This window comes from Pseudomonas sp. GG8 (assembly GCF_052976945.1).
Genome location: NZ_JBRIIP010000001.1, coordinates 206,029 through 222,880, shown reverse-complemented (window position 1 = coordinate 222,880; position 16,852 = coordinate 206,029). Strand labels below are relative to the sequence as shown.

13 protein-coding genes and 1 pseudogene are annotated in these 16,852 nt (G+C 57.3%); 4 read left to right on the top strand and 10 right to left on the bottom strand.

The genetic code is table 11. From position 1 onward, the window contains the following. Positions 1 to 30: 30 nt before the first annotated feature. Both ACVBEG_RS01135 and glyA read left to right on the top strand, forming a co-directional pair. Positions 31 to 3,888: a sensor domain-containing protein gene (locus tag ACVBEG_RS01135; RefSeq protein ID WP_447107286.1), complete on the top strand. Its 3,858-nt coding sequence runs from the start codon at positions 31 to 33 to the stop codon at positions 3,886 to 3,888. 121 nt (positions 3,889 to 4,009) lie between these two features. Continuing rightward, positions 4,010 to 5,263 carry a serine hydroxymethyltransferase gene (glyA, locus tag ACVBEG_RS01130; RefSeq protein WP_447107285.1) on the top strand — a complete coding sequence of 418 codons (1,254 nt, stop codon included), beginning with the start codon at positions 4,010 to 4,012 and terminating at the stop codon, positions 5,261 to 5,263. Positions 5,264 to 5,422: 159 nt separating this feature from the next. Here the strand turns inward: glyA and yjiA are convergent, their stop codons facing one another. From yjiA to ACVBEG_RS01115, 3 genes are all read right to left on the bottom strand, one after another. Beyond that, positions 5,423 to 6,409 carry a GTPase gene (yjiA, locus tag ACVBEG_RS01125; protein WP_322182046.1) on the bottom strand — a complete coding sequence of 329 codons (987 nt, stop codon included), beginning with the start codon at positions 6,407 to 6,409 and terminating at the stop codon, positions 5,423 to 5,425. A 104-nt stretch (positions 6,410 to 6,513) separates the two neighbouring features. Then, positions 6,514 to 6,711 carry a YbdD/YjiX family protein gene (locus ACVBEG_RS01120; protein ID WP_219062619.1) on the bottom strand — a complete coding sequence of 66 codons (198 nt, stop codon included), beginning with the start codon at positions 6,709 to 6,711 and terminating at the stop codon, positions 6,514 to 6,516. A gap of 27 nt (positions 6,712 to 6,738) precedes the next feature. Then, positions 6,739 to 8,808, bottom strand: a complete 2,070-nt coding sequence (locus ACVBEG_RS01115; protein ID WP_447107284.1) for a carbon starvation CstA family protein — start codon at positions 8,806 to 8,808, stop codon at positions 6,739 to 6,741. Positions 8,809 to 9,011: 203 nt separating this feature from the next. Between ACVBEG_RS01115 and ACVBEG_RS01110 the strand changes: the two genes are divergently transcribed. Beyond that, positions 9,012 to 9,380: a PilZ domain-containing protein gene (locus ACVBEG_RS01110; RefSeq protein ID WP_322182050.1), complete on the top strand. Its 369-nt coding sequence runs from the start codon at positions 9,012 to 9,014 to the stop codon at positions 9,378 to 9,380. A gap of 70 nt (positions 9,381 to 9,450) precedes the next feature. Here the strand turns inward: ACVBEG_RS01110 and ACVBEG_RS01105 are convergent, their stop codons facing one another. From ACVBEG_RS01105 to ACVBEG_RS01085, 5 genes and pseudogenes are all read right to left on the bottom strand, one after another. After that, positions 9,451 to 10,110 (bottom strand): DUF799 domain-containing protein, encoded by a 660-nt coding sequence (locus ACVBEG_RS01105; RefSeq protein ID WP_322182053.1) that lies wholly within the window; start codon positions 10,108 to 10,110, stop codon positions 9,451 to 9,453. A 2-nt stretch (positions 10,111 to 10,112) separates the two neighbouring features. Further along, positions 10,113 to 10,478, bottom strand: coding sequence for a DUF4810 domain-containing protein (locus ACVBEG_RS01100; protein ID WP_322182055.1), 366 nt, complete (start codon positions 10,476 to 10,478; stop codon positions 10,113 to 10,115). Positions 10,479 to 10,502: 24 nt separating this feature from the next. Continuing rightward, positions 10,503 to 11,135, bottom strand: a complete 633-nt coding sequence (locus ACVBEG_RS01095) for a CsgG/HfaB family protein (protein ID WP_416152018.1) — start codon at positions 11,133 to 11,135, stop codon at positions 10,503 to 10,505. A gap of 600 nt (positions 11,136 to 11,735) precedes the next feature. Continuing rightward, entirely contained in the window at positions 11,736 to 12,449 is a 714-nt protein-coding gene (locus ACVBEG_RS01090) for a methyl-accepting chemotaxis protein (protein ID WP_407074620.1), read from the bottom strand. Positions 12,450 to 12,590: 141 nt separating this feature from the next. Then, positions 12,591 to 13,679, bottom strand: a pseudogene (locus tag ACVBEG_RS01085) (methyl-accepting chemotaxis protein); the annotation flags it as partial. A 295-nt stretch (positions 13,680 to 13,974) separates the two neighbouring features. On the opposite strand from ACVBEG_RS01085, the gene ACVBEG_RS01080 reads away from it, so the two are divergent. Beyond that, positions 13,975 to 14,478: a TonB-dependent receptor domain-containing protein gene (locus tag ACVBEG_RS01080; protein ID WP_447107283.1), complete on the top strand. Its 504-nt coding sequence runs from the start codon at positions 13,975 to 13,977 to the stop codon at positions 14,476 to 14,478. A 172-nt stretch (positions 14,479 to 14,650) separates the two neighbouring features. Here ACVBEG_RS01080 and ACVBEG_RS01075 read toward each other — a convergent pair whose 3' ends face one another. Both ACVBEG_RS01075 and radA read right to left on the bottom strand, forming a co-directional pair. Further along, positions 14,651 to 14,848: a hypothetical protein gene (locus tag ACVBEG_RS01075; protein ID WP_322183164.1), complete on the bottom strand. Its 198-nt coding sequence runs from the start codon at positions 14,846 to 14,848 to the stop codon at positions 14,651 to 14,653. Between the two features lie 528 nt (positions 14,849 to 15,376). Then, entirely contained in the window at positions 15,377 to 16,744 is a 1,368-nt protein-coding gene (radA, locus tag ACVBEG_RS01070; protein WP_322182062.1) for a DNA repair protein RadA, read from the bottom strand. Positions 16,745 to 16,852: the final 108 nt, after the last annotated feature.

Genomic DNA, 16,852 nt, shown 5'->3' with positions numbered 1-16,852 from the left:
CCGCTTCAGTCCCGTCGTCAGGATTAGAGTTTGTCCACATCACTCCCCCCTGTTCCCCTGCGCACCTCTAGAGGCGCACCCACCGCGCATTTTCGCGGCTCATTAAAAGCTGCGCTCGCAGCCTTGGTGTTGCTGATGGTTGTGCTGCTGTTCTGGCAACTGATGGATCAGTTCCAGCAGACCCAGGACCGCCAGCGTCAGCGCAGCCTCGACTACAGCGCACAACTGGCCGATCGTTTGGGCCTGAACATGGCGCTCAGTGCACAAAGCGCACTCAACGTCCTAGATAATACGAAAGCGCAAACCCAAACCGCCGCACAACAAGCGCTGATGCTGGACACCCTGCGCCAGACCCTGCCGTCATTGCACAGCGCTGTCTGGTTGAATGCCGAAGGCGAAGTGCTTAAAGACAGCGCCCGCAGCGATGCAGGCTCATCCAGCGACGCACCCATCCTCGCGCAATTGATGCAGCGCGGTCAGGCGTATCCTTATTATTTCGGCAACGCGCCGGATGGCTCACGCGTCTATTTGTTGGTGCGCCAGCCTGGCGAAACGACAAAAGGCTATTGGGTACTGCGCCTCGCGCCCAACGTGCTGACGAAACTTACTCACCAGACAACTCAGGATTTCCAGCCCATGTGGCTGCTGGAAAACAGCATCACCCAAACAGTGATCGATCGTGATGCCGCTGGCATGGACAGCCCGGAAGACGCCAGCCGTGATGGTATCCAGAATGTGTTGCTGTCACCGTTGACCCATAGCGACTGGCAATTACGTGGCTTGTTCGATGCCAGCAAGGCACGTCAAGTATTGCTGCCAGCGCTGATCGGCAAATGCCTGATCGGGCTGTTGTGTTCCCTGTTGCCGCTGCTGGCCCTTGCCGGTCTGCGCCGTCGTCAACGGCAAATGCTTGAGAGCAAACGTCGTTATCAGGACATTTTCGACGGCACCGGCGTCGCGCTCTGCGTGCTCGACCTGTCAGGGCTTCATGGCTATTTGAGTAAGCTGCAAGTACACAGCAGCGATGATCTGGACCGTGTGCTAAAGACACAACCGCAGCTGTGCCCGGAACTGCTACAGCAACTGCACATTACCGAGGTCAATCAGGTCGCACTCGATCTGCTGAAAATCGAATCTGGCGCCGAGGCGTGGCAGCACCTGATAGAGGGGTGCCCGAGCACCCAACAAGGGATTGGCCTGCAGCTGATTCACGCGGTGCTCACCCGGCAGAGTCAACTCGAACTGGAAATCCGTCTGGCCAGCCCACAAGGCGACGATCAGTACCTGTGGCTGGTGATGCGATTGCCTGAACCGGCCGACTATAAGGCGGTGATCCTCAGCATCAGCGACATCAGCAGCCGCAAGCGCGTCGAACTGTCGTTGGTCGAGCGCGAAGGTTTCTGGTCCAATGTGGTGCGTACCGTACCGGATCATCTGTACGTGCAGGACGTCATCAGCCAGCGAATGATTTACAGCAACCACCATCTTGGTGAAACGCTGGGCTACAACAAGGCCGAGCTACAGAAGATGGGCGAGTACTTCTGGGAGATCCTGCTACACCCGGACGACGCCGAACACTATCAGTCCATGCGCCAACTGCAGCGGCAAACCGGGCATGCCGAGCTGCTGCAATGCCAGCTACGGTTTCGTGATCACAATAACCACTGGTGTCGCTTCGATATACGCGAGCAAGCATTGGTGCGCGACAAGAACGGGGTTGTGACGCGCATCATCGGCGTTGCAAAGGACATTACCGAACAGCTCGAAGCCAGCGAGTCCCTGCGTGACAGCGAACAGCGCTACCGGATGCTCGCGGAAAGCATCAGCGATGTAATTTTTTCCACCGACAGTGCGCTGAAACCCAATTACGTCAGCCCGTCGGCGCAGACAGTCCTGGGCTACAGCGCTGAATGGATTCTTGAGAACGGGTGGCAACCGACCATCGCCAACCCGCAGCAATTGACCAAGATGAATGCGCTGCTTGAGCACGTCGCCAAGGCCCTGGGCAAACCCGACGAGTTGGCGAAACTGCGCGCGGGCCTGCCGACCCAGCTGTTCCTCTTCGACTGCCTGCGAGCCGATGGACGCAAGATCCCGATCGAGCTGCGCCTGATTCTGGTGTGGGATGAGTACGGAGCCTTCGAAGGCATCCTGGGTGTCGGGCGCGACATCAGCCAGCAACGTCGTGCCGAGAAAGACCTGCGTATGGCCGCCACGGTATTCGAACATTCCACGTCGGCGATCCTGATCACCGACCCGGCTGGCTACATCGTGCAGGCCAACGAAGCGTTCAGTCGCGTCAGCGGTTATGACGCGTCACAAGTACTCGATCAACTGCCCACCCTGCTGACCGTCGATGATCAGCAGGAAGCGCACTTGCGTTACATCATCAAGCAACTGCACCAACGCAGCAGTTGGGAAGGCGAAGTCTGGCTCAAGCGTCGCAGTGGCGAGCATTACCCGGCGTGGGTCGGCATCACTGCGGTGCTTGACGACGAGGGCGATCTTGCCAGCTATGTGTGCTTCTTCAACGACATCAGCGAGCGCAAGGCCAGTGAACAACGCATCCATCGGTTGGCCTATTACGACGCCCTGACGCACCTGCCCAACCGCACCCTGTTCCAGGACCGTCTGCACACTGCACTTCAGCAAGCCGAGCGCCAGCAGGCGTGGGTGGTGCTGATGTTCCTCGACCTGGACCGTTTCAAGCCTATCAACGACTCCCTCGGCCACGCCGCTGGCGATCGCATGCTCCAGGAAATGGCATCGCGACTGCTGGGTTGTGTTGACGACGACGACACCGTGGCGCGCATGGGGGGGGACGAGTTCACCCTGCTGCTGCAACCGCGGGCCACCCGGCAGATCGCCCTGAACCGTGCGATCAATGTTGCTGAACAGATCCTCGGCAGCCTGGTGAAACCGTTCGTCCTCGAAGGTCGTGAGTTTTTTGTGACCGCCAGTATCGGCATCGCGCTCAGCCCGCAAGATGGCAACGAGCTGAGCCAGCTGATGAAAAACGCCGACACGGCCATGTACCACGCAAAAGAACGCGGCAAAAACAACTTCCAGTTTTATCAAGCCGACATGAACGCCACGGCCCTTGAGCGACTGGAGCTCGAAAGCGATTTGCGTCACGCCCTCGAGCAAAAAGAGTTCACGCTGTATTACCAACCGCAGTTCAGTGGTGACGGTAAGCGCCTGACAGGTGCCGAAGCCCTGCTGCGCTGGAACCACCCCCGACGCGGTCTGGTACCGCCGGGCGACTTCATTCCGGTGCTTGAAGAACTCGGACTGGTCGTGGAAGTCGGAGATTGGGTACTGACCCAGGCGTGCCGTCAGCTCAAGAGCTGGCACCAGGCCAAGGTCCGCGTGCCCAAAGTATCAGTCAACATTTCCGCACGGCAGTTCTCCGACGGTCAGTTGGGCACGCGCATTGCCGACATTCTCAAAGACACCGGCCTGCCGCCGGCCTGTCTCGAGCTGGAGCTGACCGAAAGCATCCTGATGCGTGAAGTCAACGTGGCCATGCTGATCCTAGACGGTTTAAAACGTCTGGGCCTGAGCATCGCGGTGGACGACTTCGGCACCGGCTACTCGTCGCTGAACTACCTCAAGCAATTCCCGATTGATGTGCTGAAAATCGACCGGACGTTCGTCGACGGCCTGCCCTCGGGTGAGCAGGACGCGCAGATCGCTCGCGCCATCATCGCCATGGCCCACAGCCTCAACCTGTCGGTCATCGCCGAGGGCGTGGAGACCCATGAACAGCTGGAGTTCCTGCGCGAACACGGTTGCGACGAAGTTCAGGGCTACCTGTTTGGCCGCCCGATGCCACCTAATCGCTTCGAAGCGCAATTCAGCAATGACGCGTTGTTCATGTTTGATTGATGGTGGTGGTGACCCACGTGAAAACCGCTTGTCTCCGACATGACTGCCTTTCATATGCCAGATAAAAGCCGATGGGTTAGAATGCCCTCCTTTTCTACTGCCCCGATCCTTGAGGACCGCCATGTTCAGCCGTGATTTGACTCTCGCCAAGTACGACTCCGATCTCTTTGCCGCCATGGAGCAAGAAGCTCAGCGCCAAGAAGAGCACATCGAGCTGATCGCTTCGGAAAACTACACCAGCCCTGCCGTGATGGAAGCTCAAGGCTCGGTCCTGACCAACAAGTACGCTGAAGGCTACCCAGGCAAGCGTTACTACGGCGGCTGCGAATACGTCGACGTGGTTGAGCAACTGGCTATTGATCGCGCTAAACAGCTGTTCGGTGCCGATTACGCGAACGTTCAACCACACGCGGGCTCCCAAGCCAACAGCGCGGTCTACCTGGCGTTGCTGCAAGCGGGCGACACCATTCTGGGCATGAGCCTGGCCCACGGTGGTCACCTGACTCACGGCGCCAGCGTCAGCTCGTCCGGCAAGCTGTACAACGCCGTACAGTACGGCATCGACGGCAACGGCCTGATCGACTACGACGAAGTCGAGCGTCTGGCGGTTGAACACAAGCCAAAAATGATCGTGGCGGGTTTCTCCGCGTACTCGCAAATCCTGGACTTCCCGCGCTTCCGCGCAATCGCTGACAAAGTCGGCGCTTACCTGTTCGTCGACATGGCGCACGTGGCCGGTCTGGTTGCTGCAGGCGTGTACCCGAACCCGGTTCCATTCGCTGACGTGGTCACCACCACGACTCACAAAACCCTGCGCGGTCCACGTGGCGGTCTGATTCTGGCCAAAGCCAACGCCGACATCGAGAAGAAGCTGAACTCGGCCGTCTTCCCAGGCTCCCAGGGCGGTCCGCTGGAACACGTAATCGCAGCCAAGGCCGTCTGCTTCAAAGAAGCCTTGCAGCCTGAGTTCAAGACTTACCAGCAACAAGTGGTCAAGAACGCCAAGACCATGGCCAGCGTGTTCATCGAGCGCGGCTTCGACGTAGTGTCTGGCGGTACCGAAAACCACCTGTTCCTGCTGTCGCTGATCAAACAGGACATCTCCGGCAAAGACGCTGACGCTGCCTTGGGTCGCGCGTTCATCACCGTGAACAAGAACTCGGTGCCGAATGACCCACGCTCCCCGTTCGTGACCTCCGGCCTGCGCTTCGGCACCCCAGCCGTGACCACTCGCGGCTTCAAAGAAGCAGAATGCAAGGAACTCGCTGGCTGGATCTGCGACATCCTGGTTGACCTGAACAATGAGGCCGTGATCGACGCCGTACGTGAAAAAGTCAAAACCATCTGCGCTAAATTGCCGGTATACGGCGCTTAATCGCCCCGTATTACTGGCGACATAAAAAAACCGGCTCTTAGAGCCGGTTTTTTTTGCAGAATCCCCAGTGTTTGGCCTGTCGCATTCGCGCCCACAAATTCTGCGATCCATCCCGACCTCGTGACGACTTAACCGGAAATAGCTGACACTCCGCAGCCGTTAAGCCATCTCAACTCGCGCAAACCCCGTACGGATTTTCTCTTCCGGCAAGTCATCGGCAATGAACACAATCACGCTTTCGCGCTTTTCGTCTTCAGCCCACTCCGTGTCCCAGTCAAAGCCATACAACTTCAGCACGCCTTGAAACACCATGCGTCGGGGTTCGTTGGCGATGTTGAGGACGCCTTTGTAGCGCAGCAGTTGTTTGCCGTGGTCTTCCAGCAGTTCATTCATGAACTCGCTGAGCTTGTCGATATCCAGCGGTTTGTCGGTGCGCAGAACGAGGCTGGTGATGCGGTCAATGTTGCCTGCGCTGCTCACTGGTTTCAGCGGACGCAGCATCATGCCGCCGCCAACGTCAGCGTTGAGGTTGAAACCGCGCACGTCCAGCAATTCAGCCAGATCAATATTGCCGTGTTCAACCACTCGAATCGGAGCGCGACGGTTGATCCGGGTCAGCCGTTCGCTCAGGGCATTAAAAGCGGCGTCATCCACCAAATCGCGCTTGCTCACCAACAGGCGATCAGCGAAACCGATTTGCGCCTGGGCGATGGTTTGGGTCAGGTGTTGCTCGGCATGGGCCGCGTCGACCAAGGTGATGATGCCGTCGAGGAGGTAGCGCTCGCGCAACTCCTCGTCAATGAAGAAGGTTTGCGCCACCGGTGCCGGATCAGCCAGCCCGGTGCATTCAATCACCAGACGGTCAAAGGCAATCTCACCGCTGTCGAGCCGCTCAAGCAGCAAGTACAAAGCCTTGGTCAAATCGGTGTGAATGGTGCAGCACACGCAGCCATTGGACAGGGTCATGACCTGTACGGGCTCGGTGCCAAGCAATTGGGTGTCGATCCCGGCATCGCTGAATTCGTTCTCGATGACGGCGATTTTCAGGCCGTGTTCAGCCTTGAGCAAATGACGCAGCAAGGTGGTTTTGCCGGCGCCGAGAAAGCCACTGAGTACAGTGACCGGAATGGGTTGCGAAACAGTCATGCGTACTCCTGCGTTTAAATGCGCTTCATAACCAGACCCCATAAACGAAAACGCGCCACGACTGGCGTGGCGCGCGGGATCAGAGATGACTATCCATCAGAGGCTCAGCAGCATTTCGGGCCACCTTTGCCGCCGTAACGAGCCTCCTGGCGTTCACGAAAGAACGCTTCGTAGGTCATCACCGGCTTGTCCGGGTGCCTGATCTGCATATGCTCGACGTAATTATCGTAGTCAGGCATCCCCACCATCAGGCGCGCGGCCTGGCCGAGGTATTTCCCGAGGCGACTCAGGTCATTGAACATGTGCAATTCCTCCGTTGAAGCCCGGGTTCATCGTGCGTTCGGCAGCGCCTGGAAAGGCGCCTCTTTGTCCGTACGCCCTTTGGTGCCCCATGCTGCCACACCGACCTTGATCGCATAGAACAGGATCGCGAACACCACCACCATGAACAGCGCGGTCAGGGTAGCGTTGGTGTAGGCGTTGAAAATCACGTGCTGCATCTGATCAATGCTGTTAGCCGGAGCCAACACCTGACCCGCGTCCAGGGCTGTACGGTACTTGGTCGCCAGTGCCAGAAAACCAACCGCAGGGCTCGGGTCGAACAGCTTGATGTAGCCGGCGGTGGTGGTGCAGATCAGCAGCCACACCGCTGGCAGCATGGTGACCCAAATGTAGCGTTGGCGCTTCATTTTGATCAGCACAACAGTAGCGAGCATCAGCGCGATACCGGCCAGCATCTGGTTGGAGATACCGAACAATGGCCACAAGGTGTTGATCCCGCCCAATGGGTCGATCACGCCTTGATAGAGCAAGTAGCCCCACATCGCGACGCAGCCTGCGGTGGCGATCAGGTTGGCAGGCCATGAATCCGTGCGCTTGAGCGACGGCACAAAAGTACCCAGCAAATCCTGGAGCATGAAACGACCGGCTCGGGTCCCCGCATCCACGGCGGTGAGAATGAACAGCGCCTCGAACAAAATCGCGAAGTGGTACCAGAACGCCATGGTGTCTTTGCCCGGCAGTACCTGGTGCAGGATCTGCGCGATACCGACCGCCAGGGTCGGCGCACCGCCAGCACGGGCCAGCACAGTGGTTTCACCGATGTCTTTAGCCACCGCAATCAGCGCGTCCGGGGTAATGGCAAAGCCCCAACTGCTGACGGTTTGCGCAACCGTGACCGCGTCGCTGCCGACAATCGCTGCAGGGCTGTTCATCGCGAAATACACGCCCGGATCAATCACCGAAGCCGCCACCATGGCCATGATCGCCACGAAGGACTCCATGAGCATCGCGCCGTAGCCGATGTAACGGGAGTGGGCTTCGCTCTCTAGCAGCTTCGGCGTGGTACCCGACGCAATCAACGCGTGGAACCCGGACACCGCACCGCAGGCAATGGTAATGAACAGGAAGGGAAACAGCGCGCCTTTCCAGACCGGACCGGTGCCGTCGGTAAACTGAGTCAGCGCAGGCATTTTCAACTCAGGCGCAACGATCAGGATGCCAATCGCCAAGGCGAGGATGGTGCCGATTTTCAGGAACGTCGACAGGTAATCCCGGGGTGCCAGCAACAGCCAGACCGGCAGTACCGCCGCGACGAAGCCATAACCGACCAGCATCCAGGTGATTTGTATGCCGGTGAAGGTGAAGGCCTTGGCCCAGACCGGGTCCGCAGCAATCTGCCCGCCGGTCCAGATCGACGCCAGCAGCAGAATCACACCCACCAATGAGATCTCGCCAATGCGACCCGGACGGATGTAGCGCATGTAGACACCCATGAACATCGCAATCGGGATCGTCGCCAGCACCGTGAACATACCCCACGGGCTACCCGCCAGCGCTTTAACCACGATCAGTGCCAACACCGCGAGGATGATGATCATGATCAGGAAGCAACCGAACAAGGCGATAGTGCCGGGCACACGGCCCATTTCTTCACGCACCATCTCGCCCAGGGAGCGACCGTTGCGCCGGGTGGACAGGAACAGAATCATGAAATCCTGCACCGCACCGGCGAACACCACACCGGCAATCAGCCAGAGCGTACCGGGCAGATACCCCATCTGCGCCGCAAGCACCGGGCCGACCAGAGGACCGGCGCCAGCGATGGCGGCAAAGTGGTGACCAAAAAGAATATGTTTGTTGGTCGGCACATAGTCCAGACCATCGTTATTGAGGACCGCAGGGGTGGCGCGATTAGGGTCCAGCTGCATCACTTTGGTGGCGATGAACAGGCTGTAATAACGGTAAGCAACCAGATAAATCGCGATAGACGCGACCACGATCCAGAGTGCATTGATGGCTTCACCGCGACGTAAAGCCACGACCCCCAAGGCAAACGCCCCAACAACTGCAAGGATCAGCCAGGGCACATGACGCAGCAGGCTAGTATTGGTTTTCATTTTTTTTATTTTCCAGCGAGTGATCTAGGAACAGACCTCCGAGTTTAGACTCAACAGCGCGAAAGGCCACCCCCCGAACAGGGTCCTGCGCGGGTTTTCGGCGACGAAAGACCAAGAACGGGTCGCAATCAACCTGCGGGGAAAATGTCGGCAGGTACAGGTCGGTTTATGAAGCTATAGTCAGCGCTTCAGAGGGTGAAACCATGACCGAATCCAACGCAGAGCGTCGACGCTTCAAACGCATCGCCTTCGACGCCAAAACCGAACTCAGCCAAGGCCCGAACCGCTGGCCGGTTCGGCTGCTTGACCTGTCCCTCAAAGGCCTGCTCATCCAACGCCCAACCCCATGGCTCGGCAACCCGGATCAACCCTTCGCCGTCGACATCCACCTGAGCGAAGACGTCGATGTGCGCATGGACGTCCAACTGACCCACGAAGACAATCAACAACTGGGGTTTGTTTGTTTGCATATCGGGCTGGAGTCGATCAGCCACCTGCGCCGTTTGATCGAACTGAACCTGGGGGATATGCAGGAGCTGGAGAGAGAGATAAAGGCGTTGGTTGAGGGTTGAGGTACCACTTCAAAGCACCTCAACTCCTCGCTGATGATTAGCACCCACCGAGGCGGGCCCCATCCCTTTTTCAGTCGGTGCCAAACTTCGGCGAACGCGGCCCGTATAGGAGACCTGCGTTGTGCCCAGCGGACAATAGGCGCTGGCTTGTAATGCCAGCAATGGGATGGCTGGCGTCCGTCGAGCTGTTGATAATCTGTTTCACCGCAGCCGTGATCAACATACCGACTAGTCCGCCGCCGCTATTATTATTGCCTTCATCGCTCGACGCAGTTGCAGTCCCGGTCCAAAGCGTCGTTCCGGTTTTTAGGTCCACAAGCTTCGCGGTCGCCGTTACGACCGTCTGACTGCTGATCACTATATAGCTAGTGCCATACTTGATGACGGAGATATACAGGGCTGCGTCAGCACCAAAAATCTCCCTCAGCTTGGCAGGCGCCACTTGATGAATATCATTTGGTGTGGTCAGGCCATTATGCCGGAACGTTTCATCCACCAGCGCCACCGGCATCACATAATACCCAGCCTCGGCCAACGGATACGTGATCTGCGACAGCATGCTGTAGGTGGCCTTTACATCCGGCGACTCATTCAGCGGTGGCAATACCACAATGCTACTCGGCCGGCTCTGCTTGAATGCCGAGTAATCAATTGTTTTCTGGGGCGCACAGCCAGCGACCACGGCCACGACCCATAAACCGATACACAACTTGAGAAATCGCGACATCACGTCTAGCTTCCTTTCTTAGCATTCTTCAGCAAAAAATCCATGTACGTTGCCGATTCCGGGAACAGTACTTTCTCGGTCCGAAACTCTTGCACCATCTGATCATCTTTACCGACGCTCAGGTACAGCAGCCCCAACTGCGCGTGATAACCAGGCGGCGCCAAACTGTTGGTCGAACGGATCTTTTGTATGTCCCGTTCCAATGCTTCAATCTGGGCTTCTTTAGGGTCCCCTTCAAAGTATTGATACACCTGCGGCTGGTAGCTTTCCCACTGGTATAACGTTTTCGGTGCCGGCACGCATCCCGCCAACAAACCACTGCCCATTACCCCGGCAACCATCACGCCCCACGACACAAACACCTTGCCCATAACTTTCATCCTTGTTGTTGCCCGTTACTGGTTTCCTGGTTTCCAGGCGCCATTGTCGAGTGCATTGACCAGGTTGTTCACTGCCTCACGCATAGCAAGATCGAGAACCTTTCCGTTGAGAGTCGAGTCATAGCTGGCGGTGCTGCCGAAGCCAATAATCTCGCGGTTCGACAGCTCATACTCACCCGCGCCCTGGCTGGAGAACACCACCTCAGACGTAGAAATATTGACGATATTCAGCGCGACCTTGGCGTAAGCCACCTGCGACTTGCCACGCCCGAGGAGACCGAAGAGTTGGCGGTCGCCCGTTTCCTTACGGCCAAACTCAGTGACATCCCCGGTCACGACATAATCAGCGCCCTTGAGCCGCTGCGCTTGGCCCTTGATCAGGGCTTCTTGCTGGATTTCGCCCATGTTGTCGCGATCAAGCACATTGAAGTGATTGGTCTGCTGCATATGAGTAATCAGGATGGTCTTGGCCTGCCCTCCGAGGCGATCAACACCGTCGGAAAAAATCCCGCGCATATAGCTCGAACGGTTATCGAACTTACCGACCGCAATCGGCGTGCGCATACCGCTGTAGGCGCGGCTGGCGCTTTCAACCTTCAGAACCGGCAAAGCCCTAGCGCTTTCCGTGACGGAACAACCCGCCAACATACCGAGCGCTACAGGGAGTGCTCCCAGCAACAACAGCCGTGTTGTTTTGCTCACTTAAATCTCCTTGAAAAGGCCCACGCTGAGCGCTGCTCAGCCAGCCAAGGCGGGCGAACCGGACGCCGATGGTTTTATCGCCCAACAGGGACAGGTTTACTTTCTGGACAAACAGGCCAAAAAACAAACGAGAGCCTTTTAATCTTATTGACGATTACAACGTCATTTAGTTTGTTTGGTAAGCGTGCCGAGGGAGGCCTCTTTGACGAAGTAACAAACTTCCGTATCGCCTAACAGGCTCAGGCTGTTCCTTGCCATCACAACGTAGACAATCTCCCCTGCACGCACACAATCACGTAATACAGAGACCTGACTTATTCAAATGCCTTGGGAGGTAATCTATATAACCGATATCCTCTTCCGCCCCATGGAAAGAGCCACAATCCGTCTAGCCACCATAGATATCAAAGTGCCACACATGGTAGCTCGACGGATTTGTGACGTCAATTTATCAGTCACTGGACAAACTTGATTGCCTGCACACCTTGGCTAAGAAGGGTGACAGCCTGCACCTGGCAGGCCTTGAATCCGCGTAACGGCCTGGTCTCAGGTGCGAAAATGGCTGACCATGACCTGCAGCTCGTTGCCCAAGCGCGCCAGTTCGACGCTTGAGGCCGCCGTTTCCTCGCTGGCGCCAGCAGTTTGCTCGGAGATGTCGCGCACGTTGAGTACGCTGCGATTGATCTCCTCGGCCACGGCGCTCTGCTGCTCGGCGGCGGCGGCAATTTGCTGGTTCATCGACTGGATCGTCGACACCGTGCGCGTGATACTTTCCAGAGATGTGACGGCGCGACGGGTCAATTCGACGCTGCTGTCCGTGAGGACACGGCTGCTTTCCATTACGGTCGACACTTCCTGTGTACCGCTTTGCAGGCTAGTGATTAGCCCTTCGATTTCTTCGGTGGATTTCTGAGTGCGCTGAGCCAGGCTTCGGACTTCGTCTGCAACGACAGCGAAACCCCGTCCAGCCTCTCCCGCTCGCGCGGCTTCAATGGCGGCGTTGAGCGCCAACAGATTGGTTTGTTGAGCCACGGCCTTGATCACATCGAGTACGCCGCCGATTTTTTCGCTTTCCTCCTTCAGATGATTCATCGCTTTGTTAGAGTTATCGACCTCGACGGCCAACAGTTCGATTTGATCTATAGCCTCACCAATAACTTTTTCACCTGCTCGCGCCTCTTTATCAGCGGCGGCGGCGGCATTTGAGGCTTCTTCGGCGTTACGTGACACTTCTTGTACGGTGGCGGTCATTTCGTTCATGGCGGTCGCGACTTGATCGGTTTCGACTCGCTGGCTGTTCACACCCGCACTGGTCTGCTCGGTAACGGCGGACAACTCTTCCGCCGCACTGGCAATCTGGGTGACACCCTTGCTGATGCCACCGATCAGCTCGCGCAAACTCACCGTCATACCCTGCATGCTGCGCTGTAACTGGCCAAGTTCGTCACGCCGCTCGGTCTTGATGTCGTGACTAAGATCACCCGCAGCGATGCGTTCTGCGGCTTTCAGGGTTTCCAGCAGCGGATGGACTATCTGTGCAGTGATGACCCATGCCGCGAGGATGCCCAGGGCCAACGCCAGCAGCGTACTGATCACCAGCAATTGGCGAGCACTTTGCGCCTCGCTGTCGCGCGCCTGACTCTGGCTGTCGATGAGTTTCTGGCTAAGCGCCTCGAGACTGACGCCAGAAACAGCCATCTGATCAAGCGTTTCCAGGCTGGTGTGTACCTGTGCAGCATAGTTCTGCACATCCTTGCGGTACTGTTGCAGCACGAGTTCCGCTTGCATCAGGCGGGTTTGTTCGCGAGGTGCAGTCGCGTCGCGGACCTTGATCAGTTCGGCTGTGACCTGATCAATAGTCGCCAGAGTTCCTTGCTCTTTGCTCGGATCATTGGTGTAGATGAAGCTGTACACCACTATGCGGGCCTGCTGGATATGCACGGCGAGTTGGCCGATGGCCTGAAACTGGCTCAAGCGCAGAGTGTCATTTTGATCTTCAACCGCAGGGGCGCTGACAAGGTCCTGGGTGGCTTCATTTAGCGCCTCGGTAATTTCTGCAGCGCTCTGCACCAACTTCGCGAGCGCTGATTCACGGTCTTTAAAGGTTCGCTCAAGCGTGCTGAAGCGGGTCCGGTAGTCCTCAACGATGCGGCCTTGCTCCTCGATAAGTTGCAGGTCCACAGGATTACTCACCACGCCGCTCAGAGACCGTTGATTGTCCTGGATACGTTCCAGCACGCCTGACACTGCGGCGCTGTTTTGTTCGTTGCGCTCAGCCAGATAGCGCAGGCGGTTAACGCGTAAATCTTTAGTCAGGGCGCTTAGGTTCGCAATGGCGCTGATCTTGTTACCGCGGTCGACCATGTTATTGGCGCTGTGCCAGCCGGTCAGCGCGATCAATAAGGTCAGTAACACCAAGAGGCCGAAGCCCAAGGCAAGCTTGGCCTTTACACCGACATGACCCAAGGCCTGACTAAAACGTTTGAACATTGCATTTCCTCAAAGTGCTGCGAACTGACGGCCATAGGCTGCTGATATGACCACTATCGGCAATGTCCAAGTGGAACTGTAGGGTATGAGGGCGAGACTTTAGTCTGCTTGTGCACGTGTGCCATAAGACACTATGGGGCAACAGAATGAGTGCGGCATAGCCTATGCCGAGCAAGCGATTGCGACAAAGTGTCGACAGACACTCGATCGCTGATTTCTGATGATTTCGATCGCAATAAATCAGCTTCAGTGCTGGATACGCTGTCTCAGCAGACGCCTGGCATGGTGATCTCCGATGTACAGGGCAACCCGTTTTCGCAGGACATCAACTTGCCTGGCCTATGTCGATGCCACTTATCAATCCAAGTTAACCCTGACGTTGGCCAATAACCCCGATGCCGATGCAAACGGTAATATTCTTGTCACCCCAGGCAACAAGATCCCTGGCATTTCGCCCCTACAGTTCAAGTTGGGCGGCGACTATAAGATGACGTCTGCATGGACCCTGGGTGGAGACGTGATAGCCAACAGCGGCCAGTATTATGTGGGTGACGATTCAAACAAAAATGCCAGGTTGGGCGGGTATACTGTTTTCAATGTCCACAGCGCCTACCAGCTTACCGACAACATCAGACTGTTCGCCAAACTTGATAACGCCCTTAATCGGCAATATGCCACCCCTTGGGCTATCAAACCCCCAATCAACCACCCCAGCGGCGACTCGCTCGATGTTTTCAGGCTTCAACATCAAGTTCTGAGACCTTCAAAACGGGGAGCAGTGTTTAGAGCGGGCAGCTAACGAAAATCGCCCGTTCTGTGGGTGAGGTCGAACACAGCACAGGGCGTCGAGCAATATGTCGAAGGTAAGGTAAGGTCTGCAAAGTAAGTTAGACGCGGGTCATAGGGGCAGCTAAAGAGACGCAGAGCAATTCCCCCCCTCACACCGCGCCCCATTTTCAATCCGGTTTTTTTCAACCCACCGGTGTCTCGGTTCTTGACCGAGGGCGGGGGGTCGATACCAATGTGGCATCGACGATGGTGCCTTGATCCCATCCGCCCTGAGCTGGCTGAATGGCGGCGAACGGCTTGTACCACAGTAAGTGATTGTCTCGCAGGTCGATCACCACACCGGTGCCGCCGACTTGGGGTGTGGGAACACTGGTGGGCACCACACTTTAAAAATCCGGTCACTGGATTACCGAGGCGGGGCCGGGTCAGCTGTTCGCGATCAGCTTCGGAGAGCTGATCGGCACCTTTGATTTCGATGTCTTTGATGGTGAAGCAGCGAGTCTCGGCAGGGGCTGTCGGCGCGCTGGGAGTACTTGGCTTGCCGGGGAGCTCTCGAAGGCCCTCAAGACGCCTGCATTGTTTTTCCAATAAACGGTCTGACGCTCACGAATCAGGTCCGGCTCTCCTGGTGTGGGTCCGAGAGCTGCCAATGCAGGGCTCAACGTACTCAAAAAAAACAACAATACAGCCATCCACAACCTCATCCCGACGGTGAGTCTCCACATGTTCGTTCCCTCGAGACAGCATTTAATGTCAATATGACACTAATGGTAATTCGCCAGCTTTATGGCGTCAATTTGTTGTTTCGAGTCGATTCACACATTTCAGTAAGCGATTACCTTTCAAGCAACCTGCCGAAAAAAAAGCCAACCCGTAGGGCTGGCTTTCGATTTCAAACGGCGATTACGTTATTCGAACAGCGCATCCAGCGCCTGTTCCAGACGGCTCACGGCAATGATCTGCAACCCCGGAGGCGCTTCCTTGGGGGCGTTGCCTTTGGGGACGATGGCGCGTTTGAAGCCGTGTTTAGCCGCTTCTTTCAACCGTTCCTGACCGCTGGGCACCGGGCGGACTTCGCCGGAGAGGCCAACTTCACCGAACACCAGCAAGTCGTGGGGCAGCGGGCGGTTGCGCAGGCTGGACATGACAGCGGCCATCAAGGCGAGGTCGGAGGCGGTTTCCAGTACTTTCACCCCGCCGACCACGTTGAGGAATACGTCCTGATCATGGGTAGGAATCCCGCCGTGGCGATGCAGGACGGCCAGCAGCATGGCCAGACGGTTCTGATCCAGACCAAGGGTGACCCTGCGTGGATTGGCCAAGTGACTGTCGTCGACCAGCGCCTGAACTTCCACCAGCATTGGTCGGGTGCCTTCCCACGTCGCCATGACGACACTGCCGGGAACTTCTTCTTGAGCGCGGGTCAGAAAAATCGCTGAAGGATTGGAGACCTCTTTCAAGCCCTTATCGGTCATGCCGAACACGCCCAGTTCGTTGACCGCGCCGAAACGGTTTTTCACGGCGCGCAACAAACGCAGACGCCCGTCGGATTCGCCTTCGAAATACAGCACGGTGTCGACCATATGTTCAAGCACGCGAGGACCGGCCAATGAGCCTTCTTTAGTGACATGCCCAACCAGGAAAATCGCGGTACCGCTCTGTTTCGCGTACCGCACCAACAGCGCCGCGCTCTCGCGCACTTGCGACACGCCGCCCGGCGCCGATTGCAGTTGTTCGGTGAAGATGGTCTGGATCGAGTCGATCACCATGACTTTGGGCTGCTCGATGCGGGCCGTGGCGATGATGGTTTCGATGCAGGTTTCGGTCATGACCCGCAGCTTGTCCTGGGGCAAACCCAAGCGTCGGGCGCGCATGGCGACCTGTTGCTGCGACTCTTCGCCGGTGACATAAAGCGCGGGCATCCGCTCGGCGATGGCGCACAGGGTTTGCAGGAGAATGGTGGATTTGCCAATGCCAGGGTCGCCGCCAATCAGCACCACCGACCCATCGACCAGGCCACCGCCCAGCACACGATCTAGCTCGGCAGAGTTGGTGGAGAACCGGGGGACTTCCTGGACGCTGACTTCAGCCAGGGTCCTGATTTGCGCTTGCTGCCCGGTCCAGCCAGAGCGACCGCTCGGAGGGGTTGCGGCACCGCTTCCCAGGAGGGTCTCGACCAGGGTGTTCCAGGCACCACATTCGCCGCACTGGCCCGCCCACTTTGGAAAAGTCGCACCGCACTCGGTACAGCCGAACATGCGCTTAGCCTTGGCCATAACCACCCCAGTCTTAAAAGGGGGCAATCATAACGCAGGTTTGCGCGCCTGAGCGGGTGCGAAACATGAGTACGCTCATGGGATTCCTTTGCGCGCATCGCTCCCGCC

Bases quoted from the DNA above. Each gene is read 5' to 3' on its own strand.
- ACVBEG_RS01100 (WP_322182055.1), bottom strand. From the start codon at position 10,478: ATGGGCAAGGTGTTTGTGTCGTGGGGCGTGATGGTTGCCGGGGTAATG.
- ACVBEG_RS01095 (WP_416152018.1), bottom strand. From the start codon at position 11,135: ATGTTGGCGGGTTGTTCCGTCACGGAAAGCGCTAGGGCTTTGCCGGTT.
- ACVBEG_RS01110 (WP_322182050.1), top strand. From the start codon at position 9,012: ATGACCGAATCCAACGCAGAGCGTCGACGCTTCAAACGCATCGCCTTC.
- ACVBEG_RS01080 (WP_447107283.1), top strand. From the start codon at position 13,975: ATGTACAGGGCAACCCGTTTTCGCAGGACATCAACTTGCCTGGCCTAT.
- ACVBEG_RS01090 (WP_407074620.1), bottom strand. From the start codon at position 12,449: ATGAACGAAATGACCGCCACCGTACAAGAAGTGTCACGTAACGCCGAA.
- radA (WP_322182062.1), bottom strand. From the start codon at position 16,744: ATGGCCAAGGCTAAGCGCATGTTCGGCTGTACCGAGTGCGGTGCGACT.
- glyA (WP_447107285.1), top strand. From the start codon at position 4,010: ATGTTCAGCCGTGATTTGACTCTCGCCAAGTACGACTCCGATCTCTTT.
- ACVBEG_RS01115 (WP_447107284.1), bottom strand. From the start codon at position 8,808: ATGAAAACCAATACTAGCCTGCTGCGTCATGTGCCCTGGCTGATCCTT.
- ACVBEG_RS01120 (WP_219062619.1), bottom strand. From the start codon at position 6,711: ATGTTCAATGACCTGAGTCGCCTCGGGAAATACCTCGGCCAGGCCGCG.
- yjiA (WP_322182046.1), bottom strand. From the start codon at position 6,409: ATGACTGTTTCGCAACCCATTCCGGTCACTGTACTCAGTGGCTTTCTC.